The organism is Thiocapsa sp. (genome assembly GCF_022340925.1).
Classification (GTDB): domain Bacteria; phylum Pseudomonadota; class Gammaproteobacteria; order Chromatiales; family Chromatiaceae; genus Thiocapsa.
Window position 1 is genome coordinate 1 of the sequence record NZ_JAJDNA010000118.1, and the last position, 12,095, is coordinate 12,095.

General features: G+C 64.3%; 13 protein-coding genes. All 13 read left to right on the forward strand.

The features are described 5' to 3' along the window. The first annotated feature begins 517 nt into the window (after window positions 1-517). The 13 genes from LJE61_RS14020 (at window position 518) to LJE61_RS14080 (ending at window position 12,095) form a co-directional block, all read left to right on the forward strand. Entirely contained in the window at window positions 518-2,935 is a 2,418-nt protein-coding gene (locus LJE61_RS14020; RefSeq protein ID WP_296918702.1) for an ATP-binding protein, read from the forward strand. Continuing rightward, window positions 2,932-3,561, forward strand: a complete 630-nt coding sequence (locus LJE61_RS14025) for a Pvc16 family protein (RefSeq protein ID WP_296918704.1) — start codon at window positions 2,932-2,934, stop codon at window positions 3,559-3,561. The genes LJE61_RS14020 and LJE61_RS14025 overlap by 4 nt, the downstream gene beginning before the upstream one ends. Beyond that, window positions 3,558-4,244: a hypothetical protein gene (locus tag LJE61_RS14030; protein WP_296918706.1), complete on the forward strand. Its 687-nt coding sequence runs from the start codon at window positions 3,558-3,560 to the stop codon at window positions 4,242-4,244. The genes LJE61_RS14025 and LJE61_RS14030 overlap by 4 nt, the downstream gene beginning before the upstream one ends. Window positions 4,245-4,290: 46 nt before the next feature. After that, window positions 4,291-5,169, forward strand: coding sequence for a hypothetical protein (locus tag LJE61_RS14035; RefSeq protein WP_296918709.1), 879 nt, complete (start codon window positions 4,291-4,293; stop codon window positions 5,167-5,169). Between the two features lie 12 nt (window positions 5,170-5,181). Beyond that, the gene (locus LJE61_RS14040; protein WP_296918711.1) at window positions 5,182-6,789 is read left to right on the forward strand and encodes a phage tail sheath family protein; all 1,608 of its coding nucleotides are present in this window, start codon (window positions 5,182-5,184) and stop codon (window positions 6,787-6,789) included. Between the two features lie 21 nt (window positions 6,790-6,810). Beyond that, window positions 6,811-7,254, forward strand: coding sequence for a phage tail protein (locus tag LJE61_RS14045; protein WP_296918713.1), 444 nt, complete (start codon window positions 6,811-6,813; stop codon window positions 7,252-7,254). A 14-nt stretch (window positions 7,255-7,268) separates the two neighbouring features. Further along, window positions 7,269-7,634 (forward strand): phage tail assembly protein, encoded by a 366-nt coding sequence (locus tag LJE61_RS14050; RefSeq protein WP_296918714.1) that lies wholly within the window; start codon window positions 7,269-7,271, stop codon window positions 7,632-7,634. Further along, window positions 7,631-7,816, forward strand: coding sequence for a DUF6760 family protein (locus LJE61_RS14055; RefSeq protein ID WP_367114923.1), 186 nt, complete (start codon window positions 7,631-7,633; stop codon window positions 7,814-7,816). Before LJE61_RS14050 ends, LJE61_RS14055 begins: the two co-directional genes overlap by 4 nt. A 15-nt stretch (window positions 7,817-7,831) precedes the next feature. Then, window positions 7,832-8,248, forward strand: coding sequence for a phage tail protein (locus tag LJE61_RS14060; protein WP_296918716.1), 417 nt, complete (start codon window positions 7,832-7,834; stop codon window positions 8,246-8,248). 1,118 nt (window positions 8,249-9,366) lie between these two features. Further along, window positions 9,367-10,071, forward strand: a complete 705-nt coding sequence (locus tag LJE61_RS14065; RefSeq protein WP_296918718.1) for a CIS tube protein — start codon at window positions 9,367-9,369, stop codon at window positions 10,069-10,071. Continuing rightward, window positions 10,052-11,161 carry a phage late control D family protein gene (locus LJE61_RS14070; RefSeq protein ID WP_296918720.1) on the forward strand — a complete coding sequence of 370 codons (1,110 nt, stop codon included), beginning with the start codon at window positions 10,052-10,054 and terminating at the stop codon, window positions 11,159-11,161. Before LJE61_RS14065 ends, LJE61_RS14070 begins: the two co-directional genes overlap by 20 nt. Beyond that, window positions 11,158-11,799 carry a phage baseplate assembly protein V gene (locus LJE61_RS14075; protein ID WP_296918722.1) on the forward strand — a complete coding sequence of 214 codons (642 nt, stop codon included), beginning with the start codon at window positions 11,158-11,160 and terminating at the stop codon, window positions 11,797-11,799. The genes LJE61_RS14070 and LJE61_RS14075 overlap by 4 nt, the downstream gene beginning before the upstream one ends. Continuing rightward, window positions 11,799-12,095 (forward strand): PAAR domain-containing protein, encoded by a 297-nt coding sequence (locus LJE61_RS14080; RefSeq protein ID WP_296918724.1) that lies wholly within the window; start codon window positions 11,799-11,801, stop codon window positions 12,093-12,095. The genes LJE61_RS14075 and LJE61_RS14080 overlap by 1 nt, the downstream gene beginning before the upstream one ends.

Here is a 12,095-nt window from a genome sequence, read left to right on the forward strand (position 1 = left end):
AGGAATCGACTCTGTGCCGGCCCGCCTTCGGGACACCCGGCGGGCCAATTCGCCTATCGCCAATTCCCGCACCAGGTTGCGCTCGCAGCGCGCTCTCGGTACTTGAGCATAACCTCCCCAGGCTGCTCCTCATCGACTCCGGACAGCACCGCGGTCTCTTGCAGACAGAGGCACATCACCTTTCAGGCGCTGTCGATGCCCTCAGCCCCGAGCGGCCGCTGCTGTGTCACACCGACGGGAAACTCGCACCTGGTTTCCACCCGTCGCGCAACCGCGCCGTTCAAGTTGAGGAAGTCGTCTGTGCCCTCAACGCGAGTCATATGCTCATTCAGTTCACAGAATCAGGTCCGATTCAAAGGGCTATTGTCGGGGCGTAGTGCCTATCGGCCTATGCCATTCGGTATAGCAACCGGCCTGCCTTCGACGTCATCGGACCTAGCCCAAGTTCGCATCAGTTGGCACATTAACCGCCGTCGCCAGTCGGCTAACCTTGAGCTAGCACGCAAGAGGAGAGCTGATGCCAAAGCGACGAGTGATAGTCGGGCCGTTTGACCGGCGGTTCTTTGGAGAGGGGCTAGCGAGCCTCGCTCGTGAAGAGCCGGACTTCGAAGTTAGCCACGTTGAAGACGAACGTGAGGCAGCCGCGCTATTGGATAGCAGTTCACCAGTCATCGTCATTCTGCAAGTCCGCAACGGCGCCGACCACAGATTATTCCTGCCCCGGTCCAGCGCCGCAGCAGTGATCTTGATCACGGCCGACGGCCGGGATATGCAGGTCGCGTTGAGACAGGTGGACCGTAACCGCTTGCGCGCGGCGATCAGGTTCGTGTCGGAGGCCCCCTCTCTGCAGGTTATCTCTAACGACACGGATGTGCCGTCATCCGAGCCTTTTGTGCTGCCCGAGTTCCGATGCGCGGATACATCTTGTCTATCGCGAGTGATTGCGTGGCTTGACGCGGCCTTCGCCTGTGCGCTCAATGAGCTGGGGGAGGACCGCAGCGACCAAGCTGGTGCTGGCTGGCTTGGGGACCTTGGACATCTAGTGCGCGGCTTTTCCAGCTTCGGCCGCGTAAGCCGAGAAGAGGAGGTAGCGCGCTTCGACGCGCTGACAGTGGCTCCCGGATGGCCTACGCGGTTGGCTCGTGATTTTGATTTGGATCCGCTCGAGATGAAGCTCCTGTGTCTGACCGCGGCGCCGGACCTGGATCAGCGATATGCGCAAGCCATCGGGATACTGCAGAACGACTATGCAACGCCTCGGCCCAATGCGACGACTCTGGCACGGCTGATCGGCCCGGCGTATGTCGGCGCAGATGTCGCGGCTCTGATGGGTGGACCACGGGTTTTTGCGCAACTTCAGATGATTCGAGCCGAGGAAAAGGATCTACCTCAGCCTGGCTATCGCGTGGCGCCCGAGCTTTTGGCGCTGATGATCGGCGTGCGCAAACGCAGTGGCCCTAACTGGCGGCTGCAGCTCGAAGCGCTGCCCGCCGAGGACTCGCTGGCGGCGCAAGTGTCGGAGATCCTTGAGGCCCCGAGCCCGCCTTTGGTCGTGGCAATCGGCGAAGGCTCGGCAGCGAGCGACGAGGTTGCGGCTGCAGTGATCGCCTCCGGCATGCGCGCAATGCGTCTGGATTGTGCCGCATGGACGGCGGGAGGCGACTGGCGCAGCGCGGTAGCGGATCGGGCTCTGGCGGCCCGGTTGGAGGGTGCGGTCTTAATGATTGAGAACCTCGAAAGGATCGATCCCGAGCGCCGAGCAGAGGTATTGGACGCGGATATCGCGGCGCTGGTGCGTGGGGCGATTCTGGTGGGAAGCCACATACCAGCCATCATGAGCGATATGGTGGCGGTGCAGGTGAAAAAGCCTAACACCAACCTGGTGGCGCGACGCTGGCGGGCAGCGGCGGAGAAGCAGGGGCTGGCGCTGGCGGAGGAAGGCGCTCGGCGTCTGGCTGGCGCCTTGCGGCTACCGATCCGCGATATCGAGCTGGTGGTGCGTTTGGCCGCTGGCTGGCGGCGCATGGACGCGGACTCCTCAAACGAGGCGCTGCTCCTGGAAGCCGCCCGAGACGTTTCGACCCGCCATGCCCCCGAGATGGCAAGGCGAGCACCCACGGTCTTCGGGTGGGATGACATCGTTCTGCCTGAGCCTGTCAAGCGGCAGGTCGCCGCCATTCCCGAGCATGTATGGCATTCGAGCCGCGTGCTGGTTGATTGGGATTTCGTCTCGCGTCTCCCGTACGGTCGCGGCGTCGGGGCGCTCTTCAGTGGGCCGAGTGGAACCGGAAAGACCATGTGTGCCCAGGTGATCGCGCGCAACCTGGGCGTCGAATTGATGCAGGTCGAGATCTCCCGCTGTGTTTCCAAATACATCGGGGAAACGGAAAAGAACATCGATCGCTGCTTTGCCGCGGCCGAAGCGGCTTCGGCGGTGCTGCTGTTCGACGAAGCTGATGCGCTGTTCGGCAAGCGCACCGAGATCAAGGACGCCCACGACCGGTACGCCAATGTGGAGGTCGCGTACCTGTTGCAGCGGATCGAGGCCTATGAGGGTCTAGTGATCCTGACCAGTAACTTCAAGGCAAATATCGACGCAGCATTTCTCCGCCGCCTGCGCTTCGTCGTCGATTTCCCCATGCCCGATGCGGCCGACCGCCAGCGTATTTGGCGTCTCGCGATCCCCGCTGCAGCCGCCTGCGCGGCCGACGTGGACACCGCGTTCCTGGCCCGCCGCCTGCCGCTGTCGGGGGGATCCATTCAATCGATCGCAGTGAATGCGGCATTTGGCGCTGCCGCCGAGGGGTGCGGCGAGATCCACATGCGCCACATAATGGCCGCGACCCGGGCGGAGCTGCTGAAAAACGGAATGTTCAGCGCGGAGCAGGCGTTGGCCAAGCAGGATCCCCGGCGATCGGAAGGGGCTCGGGTGTGAGCAGTAACGCACTGAGCATGACCACGCTCGCCTTGCAGAAGCTTCTGCACACGGCGCTTGGGGGCGCCGGCCAGCCAGACGATCTCGTGTTCCTGGGACCGCCAATCCCGACGCAAGTCGGCGCCCGAGCTGCATCCGTGTTCCCCTTCCATCTGGAGCCAAACCGGGAGCTACGCAACACCCAAAGGTTCTCCCATCTGCCCGAGGGAGGCGGGCCCGCAGACCCGCCGCAGCAAGATGCCTTGCCGATCAATCTGCGCTACCTCATCAGCGTGTTCCGCCCCGCCGGTGCGGCAGAACCGAGCGAGCTGCTGCGGCTGGGGCAGATCATCGCGGGTCTGCAGGCAAACCCGACCCTGGGGGGGGCCTTGCTGCCGGGGCAGGAGGTGCGCCTGACGCCGGAGCCCTATTCGATGGAAGAGCTGAGCCGAATCTGGGGACTCTTTCCCAGCGCGGCGTACACGCCCTCGATCGTCTATCTGGCCTCACCGATCTTCATCGACGCACGCGAGATCGCCCGCGGGAGGCCTGTGGAAGAGCGGCGGCTCGACACTGGGCCCTCAACCGATGCACCGGATGTCTTCGGGGATCCCGGCGACGGTCTGTTGCAGGTAGCGACCCCATGACGCATTCCTTCGACATTGGCTTCGATCCCAGATCGGAGCGCGAGGAGCGGGCGTGGCGTCTGGATCTGGTGATCACGCCAATCGACGACTTCACCGGACGAGTCATCGTCAGGGGCGTGACCGCCACGATTCCCCGACAGCGAATGCGCGCGAGGCGCTCACTGAGCGGGCACCTGTTTGTCGAGCGCTGGGTCCCCGCGGAACAGCAGTTCAGTAATGACAAGCACTCGGTTCATATTGACCCCAAGGCAGCTGGGTACTTCGCGCCCAGCCCCAACCCCATCGAGATCGAGACGCCACAAGAGAACCGGAATACGCGGATCCTGCGTCTGATCCGGCGACCCGACACCATAGAGGACGGCGTCTCGATGATCGTGCGCGGCTCGGTCGTCCGCCAAGGCAACGGCGACCCCGTAGATGGCCAGGTCATCGAGGGGCGCATCGCCGGGATCGCCGACCCGTTTCGAACGCGGACCAACGAACGCGGCAATTTCGCACTCCGGCTGCGTCCGCCCTCGCCCATTCTGGGCGCCGACCCGGTGCCGGTTCCGATCACGGCGGATGTGACCCTGTCGTTCGTGGACGCAAGGAACCCTGGCGGGGTTCTGATCCCCGACATATTGCTCACCGACGTCGAAGACATGCGCACACGAGTGCTGCCCGAGCAGGTGGAAATCCCATGAGCCATCCCTCTTTCAATCAATTCAATCGAAACGTCAGGAGGATGCGATGAGTGAGGTTGTCAACGACGCAGTGCCTATCGTTGAGGACAGAGCCTCGGAGACTACGCCTTCCGAGTCCTCGACCGAGAAAAGCCTGCAGGAGCAACTTCAGGAACTGAAGGACTCACAGTCGACGGCTGCCGCTGCGCGGGCGGAGGCCGCGCAAGTAGGAGAAGACATCGCGGACCTAGAAAAGCTGATCGTCGAGGCTGAAGCCGCAGCCGCGAGCTACGAGAAATTGCACGAAACGCTTCAGGACAAAGAGGCGCAGCTGAAGGCCGAGAGCCAGGCGCTTATCAATGCGCTAACCGCGGTGCTGGGTACTAATGGGATCGCTGCCATCAGGGGGATCGTGACCGAGCAGATCAAGGTTGTAACCGATGCCGAGACCGCGAGGAACGATGCCCAGGCGGCCGTTGATACCGCGCGAGATGACGCAGCAGAAAAGGCCAAGGCGCTGGAGAATGCCAAGGCCGAGCTCGATACCTGGCGCAAGCCCGGCGCAAGCATCGACAAGCGGCTAAAGCTAGCCGAGGGCCTGATTAGCGACATCAAGAAGCTGCGAAACGGGCCGAACCGCGGCGAGGCGTATTGGAAGCTCGCGCTTGGGGGTCATGGCCAAGTGCCAGGGCAGGAGTTCCTGAACAAGGTGCTCGAGGACAAGCCAGAGGTTATCGCGCCGGACGCGCTCCAGGATCGAATCCTAGAGGCTTGGAACGAATTCCGCGCGGCGCGGACCGCGGCCGCGACTTCGGACGCCACGCTGGGTGTTGCCCAACAGGCGCTGAAGAGTGCGGAGGCGGATTTTGCCGCCAAGTCTAAGAACCTGATCAAAGCAACCAAAGGCGCTCTGGCCGAGCGTGAGGCCGCCCCTGACGCGGCATAAGGGAGGATTCACATGCCTGAATATCTCGCACCCGGGGTCTTCATCGAGGAAATCGAACGTGGCCCAAAGCCCGTCGAGGGCGTGGCCACCAGCACCGCCGCATTCCTCGGCGAATGCGAGCGCGGCCCCACGAAACCCCGGCTGGTCACCGGCTACAGTGACTTCCTGCGCTTATTCGGCGACGTCTTCGCGCCGAATAAGTACCTTCCATTCGGCATCAAGTCGTTTTTCGACAACGGTGGGCGGCGCTGCTATATCGCTCGTATCGTCGGCACGGGCGCGACCACCGCCTTCCTCGAGGCCGAGGGGTTTCGCATCGAGGCCAACGGCCTCGGCGCAGCGGGAAACCGCATCTGGGTACGCGTCCTGAGAAGCACGACCGAGGCAATCCCCGAAGGCGGAGTCGATCCGGCCCCAATCGGTTTTCGGCTGCAGGCGGCCTATTGGGCGCGCGAGGTTCCGGGCGGTCCTTTCGATCCGTTTGCGAACGAAGACCGGCTACCCCGTCCGGTTCTACTCGAAGACTACGACGACCTCTCGTTCGACGAAGACAAACCGACCTATTGGGAGAAAATGATCACCGAGACCACCTCGGCGCTGATCACGCTTGTCGACGTCGACCCGGATGCGACGCGGCCAGAAGGCCCCCTGCAGCCCGAGCCCGAGCCGATCATCAATCAGTCTTTGGCCGATGGCGCGGATGGTGCCGAACCTACGGTTGCGCAGTTCGAAGGTGAAACCGACGAGAACGATGACCCGATCCTCGATCCCACTGACTTGCGTGGGCTCGCCGCGCTCAACCTAGACGAGTATCGCGACGTGGCGATCGTCCATGCGCCCGGCATCGGCAACGACGACGGGCCGCGGGACATCCAGAACGCGATCGTGACCCATTGTGAGCGCAACCGGTTCCGGTTCGCGGTGCTAGACGCCGCGCGAGGGCTCAACGCCACCTCGGATCCGTTGCTTTCGCCGCGTAACTTCCGCGACACCCAGTACGCGGCCTTCTACTACCCTTGGATCTACGTTCCACATCCCCGCACCGGGGTGAAGACACTCGTCCCCCCCGGTGCCGCGGCCTGCGGCATCTATGCCCTGACAGACAACACGCGCGGCGTGTGGAAGGCGCCGGCCAACGTGCCCGTCGCCGGGGCGATCGACCTCGAATACGACATCAACACCGGGCGTCAAGAGGTGCTGAACCCGCGCGGCGTCAACTGCATCCGCCGCTTCCCCGGACGGGGCATCCGGATGTGGGGGGCGCGAACGCTGTCGAGTGACGCACTGTGGAAGTACGTTTCGGTCCGGCGGCTGTTCATCTTCCTCGAGGCGTCGATCTACAACTCTACGCAATGGGTCGTCTTCGAGCCCAACGACCAGCGACTCTGGGCACGAGTCCAGCAGACCATCACGCTGTTCCTGAGGACCCAGTGGCGCGAAGGTGCCCTGTTCGGGGCGAAGGAAGAGGAGGCCTTCTCGGTCGCGGTCGGGCGCGCCACCATGACGGAGGACGACATCCTCAACGGCCGCCTGATCGTGGAGGTCGGGATCGCTCCGGTACGCCCCGCGGAATTCGTCATTTTCCGCGTCTTCCAGAAAACCCGCGAAGCCAAGGGCTGATGCGAGAGCAGGAGATTCGACATGGCAGAGAGACAGGATCCGCTGCGCAATTTCCGCTACCGGCTGGAGATCGACGGCATCGACCAGGCGGGATTTGCCGAGGTGGCCATCGGCGATGCGTCCACCGAGCCGATCGAGTATCGCGAGGGCGACGAGATCACCACGGTCCGCAAGCTCAACGGGCTCAACAAGTACGCCAACATCACCCTGAAATGGGGCATCACCGACAGCATGGATCTGGCCGACTGGCATCAACTGGTAGTCGATGACGCGACCCCGCTGAAAGATGCGCGGCGCAACGTGGTGATCCGCATCCAGAACGAGGCTGGAGAAGACAAGGCGGCGTTCGAGATCACCAAGGCTTGGCCCTGCAAGTACGACCCGAGCGACCTGAACGGTAAGGGCAACGAGGTGGCGATCGACACCCTGGAGCTCTGCAATGAAGGCATCCGGCGGATTCAATAGGGGAGCGGGCAGCGATGGTGTTCCAAACAGAAATCGAGTTCACGCTGCCGAAAGGCTACCTGGACAGCGACGGGGTCCTGCACAAGGAGGGAACCATGCGGCTCGCGACGGCTGCCGACGAGATTTTGCCGCTTAAGGACCCGCGAGTGAAGCAGAACCCGGCCTACCTCGCCGTGATCGTGCTGAGCCGCGTCATCACCAGGCTGGGGTCCGTGCCGGACGTCAACACGAAGATAGTGGAAGGCCTTTTCGCCTCGGACTTGAACCACCTCCAAGCGCTCTACGAGCAGTTCAACGGCGATGGCACGGCCGAGGGATCGCTGGAGGCTCCACCGGCGGCCATGCGGCGGGAGGGCTTTGGTCTCGTGGGGGAAGCCTGAGGCTCTATCCCCTCGGCGAGCTCTACGAGGAGATGGCCTTCATCGCGTACCACTTTCACTGGTCGAGCGCAGAGCTCCTGGGCCTCGACCACGCCGAGCGGCGGCGATGGTGCTCGGAGATATCCACCATCAACCGCCGACTCGACGCCACGCCAGCCGCTCGGACGCTCGAGACGCTCTGATTAGGAGGCGCTGCAATGTCAGACCCGTATCGCAGTTTCCGCTTCCGGATCGAGGCGCTAGGCCTCGACCGCGGGGGCGTGCAGTCGGTGAGCGGCTTGGAGCGCACGACCGAGGTCGAGCCCTACCGCGAAGGCGGCGTCAACGACCATGATCGCCAACTCGCGGTCAAGACCACGCAGGCCACGCTGGTCCTGAAGCGGGGCCTCATGGACACCTGGTTCTGGGATTGGCACGAGGACGTGGTGCGTGGCGACATCGAGCGGCGCACGATCTCCATCATACTGCTCGACGAGACGGGCGAGGAGGCGTGGCGCTGGGTGTGCGCGGACGCCTTCCCGACCAAGTGGAGCGGCACGGATCTAGATGCCTCCAGCAGCGGGGTGGCGGTGGAGACGCTCGAGCTGGTCCATCACGGATTGACGAGGCAATGACAGCGACTGCGCGCATCCTGCCTCGGGCGCCGATTATCGCGGCGCGTGGGTTTGGGCTGATCGACTCGGCCTGGCCTTTGCGTCGGCAACGGCGTCCGGCACGATCTGCCGAGGCACGTAGAGCGAGGGTGGAACGGCACTTTCGCCGCGAGCGGGCGTCGTCGCTGGCCCACGCCACGGCATCGCCGGCGTTGACCCATCTGGTGGTGACCAATCTCACGCTGTCGCCTCGCTTCTCCCTGATCTGGCAAGACTGGAGCCAGGGCGTCGAGCGACTAAGGCAACTCGAGAGAGAGACCTCGCGAGATAACTGGCGGCATGTGCTCCAGATCCGATGGCGGCCGGCGCTGGCTCGCATGCGCGGGGCCCGCCTGGCGCCGCGGGAATTGCTCGTGGAACGCGCGTCGGCGGTGTTTGCGGAACGGATCTTGAGCAGCAACGTAGTCTGGCGCCTCAAGCCGCTGCCGAGCGACTCGTCGCTCTTCACCGGGGGCCAACTTCGAGACGTCTCTCCGGGCCGGATCGAAAGGCATCTGTCCCAATCGTCCTCGGTCGGTATTCAGGAGACTCAGTTCCCTCGGCGTTGGCCGACGTTTGCGACGAACCGAGCCCAAACGGCCTTTCGGTCCACGGAGCTGCGATTGCTGCAAGCCCTCACGACCACCGTTACGCAACGAAGTATGCGCGTTCTCTGCGAAGAGATGGGGGAGCAGTTTCCGAAGCGATCGCCTCTAGCGGCCGAGCCATGGGTTCAGCCACGCGTGACACATCCCGAAAGGCTTCCCGCCGTGGAGGTCCCAGCGCCACGACAGTTCGCTCCAGCGCCGTCGGAAACGCCTAGGCCGCCCGGCCGCGAAGTTTCTCGAGTCGGCCGCGTGCTTCGGTCGGAAAGGTCGGATGCACCCAGGTTGACCGGTCGCGCAGATGTGCCGGCGGAGCGCGTGTTTCGGGCGGAAGGGGCGGTCGCGCCACCAGCCTCCCATTCCCCTGTCACGGCCACACCGGTGCCCGTGCCCCAATCGCCCCAGATCGACATCGCGAAGCTCGACACTGTCCTATGGCAGCGCTTCGAGAAGCGCCTGAGCATTGAGCGGGAACGCCGGGGGAGGGGCTGATCCATGGCTACGCCACTCGTCAAGGCGATCGTCAAGATTCTCGAAGGCCGGAATAAGAACCAGGAGCTGACCGTCCATTTCAACCCGACTGAGTATGCGGTCGAGTACGGGGCGAGCTTTCAGGAAACGCCGGTCCCGGGGCTGTCGAACCCGATCCTGCAATTCGTCAACGGCACGGCCGAGGTGTTGACGATGGATCTGCTGTTCGACACCTACACCGATGGAGGCGGAAGGGACGTCTCGGACGATACGCGACAGTTCACCGACATGCTGACGATCGACGCCGATACGCACGCGCCGCCGCGCGTCGAATTCAAATGGGGGGTCTTCGCCTTTCGCGCCGTGGTCGAGAAGATCAGCCAGCGCTTCACGATGTTTCTGGGCGATGGGACGCCGGTGCGGGCGAACCTGTCTGTCACCTTCAAGCAGTACCGGACCATCGCCGAGCAGCTCGAGAGCCCGCGCCGCAACTCCGCGGACAAGACCAAGCAGCGGGTGCTGGGCAAGGTCGAGGGTTTCCGGCCGACCGCCGTGACTCTGTGGCAGCTTTCGGCGCAGGAATACGGCGAGGCCCGCTTCTGGCGCCAGATCGCGAAATACAACCGGGTGGAGGATCCGCGCACCTTGAAGCCCGGTGACGTGGTGCTGGTGCCGCCCTTGGAAGAGTTCTCAACCAGGGAGAGCCTGAGTGGACGTCGAAACGCTTGAGCAGAAGCACGGCGACTACTTCGCTCCGGCCTTCGTCGTCAGCGTCGGCGGAGACGACCTGGTGCGCGATCTTTTCCTGACCGTGGCCTCGGTGAAGGTGGACCTGCAAGAAAAGGCCGCGGGGCGGTTCTCGATCACCGTGACCAACGCCTTCAGCTGGGAACACCGGGAGTTCGTGGCTGGCGAGAGTGAGGAGCGGATCGACCTTCTCGAACTCTTCCAATTCGGCGTGGAGGTAGAGATCAAGCTCGGCTACGGAGAGCCGGCGCGGCTGGAGACTGTACTCAGCGGAACAGTCACGGAGCTGAAGACGACCTTCGGGGCCGGTGGCACACCATCGCTGGAGATCGCCGGATACGACCGGCTCTACCCCTTGACCATCGGCAAGCAGACGCGGTTCTGGGAGGATGTACCGGACAGCGACGCGGTCGCAGACATCGCCGCCGACCACGGGCTCGACACCGACATCGTCGCGACGACACCGACCAAGCCCCGCATCGACCAGAATGAGGAAACGGACCTAGCCTTTCTGGAGAAGCTGGCCGAGCGCAACTCGGCGACCTTCTACGTCGACGACCGGACGCTCTATTTCGGCCCCCGCCAGCGCGACCGCACGGCGGAGATCGCCCTGCCCTGGGGCGGCGGACTCACGACCTTCTCGCCGGAGGCGAATCTCGCCAAGCAGATCGCAGCCGTGGAGGTGGTCGGGACCTCGGCCACCACGGGTCAGCAGATTGTGGGACGGGCGGAGCGCGGTCAGGAGGACGGGCGCGAATCGGGCGACGAAAGCGGGCCGGAGCGGCTGGCGAATGCCCTGGCCGCGCAGCCTGTCCTGCGGGTGCGCGCGGGCGTGCACACCCAGGCAGAGGCGGACGCCCGGGCCTTGGCGATCCTCCAGGAGCGCGCCCAGGACTTCGTCACCGGCACGGCGGAGTGCATCGGGCTGCCGGAGCTGAGACCAGACATGAACATCGCGTTCGAGGGGCTCGGACGGGGCTTCTCCAAGACCTATTGGGTCAGCGGCGTCGTGCACGACATCTCGGGCGGGGGCTTCACCACCTCGCTCACGGTCCAGGAGCCATCTCTATGAGCAACATGGCGCGCATGATGGCGGGCACCGGCGAGGCGGAGCGGGCGGCGGACGGGTTCCCACGTGGGCTGGCCTTCGGCCGGGTCACGGACAACCAGGACCCGGACGGCCTGGGCCGGGTTCGCGTGAAGCTTGAGCTGCATTCGAACGATCAGGCGAGCTTCTGGGCCCGCATCGCAACGCCGATGGCAGGCCCGGAGATCGGCGCCTGGTTTCTACCCGAGATCGACGACGAGGTCCTGGTCGGCTTCATCGGCGAGGACGCCTCCCACCCCGTCGTGTTGGGTTCCGTCTGGAACAGCCGGCGGCCCCCACCCGAGACAAACTCCGACGGCAACAACGACCGGCGACTGATACGCAGTCGCTCGAACCACGAGCTGCGCTTCGACGACGGCACCGCCAACGAGATCGAGCTGACGATGGAAGACGGCAGCCGGGTCTACTTGGCCGAGGGGCAGGCGGTCCTGGAAGACCGGCAAGGCAACAAGGTCGAGATCAAGGACGGGAACGTCACGGTCGAGGCGACCCAAAAGCTGACGCTGAAGGGGACGAACGTCGTGCTGCAGGCCACCAGCCAGCTCGAGATCAAGGCCGGGACCACCTGCAAGATCCAAGGGACGATGGTGGAGATCAACTGATGGGACAGCCCGCTGCGCGTGTGAACGATCTGACGAGCCATGGCACGCCCCTGGGCCCCGGACCGGGTGCGACGACGGTCAGGATAGGAGGAATGCCCGCCTGGCGGGCAGGGATCGACGTCCACACCTGTCCGCTGACGACAGGCATCGTGCCGCATGTGAGCGGCACCGTTGCGGTGGGCTCGACGACAGTTCGGATCGAGGGCGCCTTCGCGGCGCGGCAGGGCGATCAGGTCGTCGAGGCCGGTCCGCCCAACGCGATTGCGGTAGGCGCATTCAACGTATTGATCGGGTAA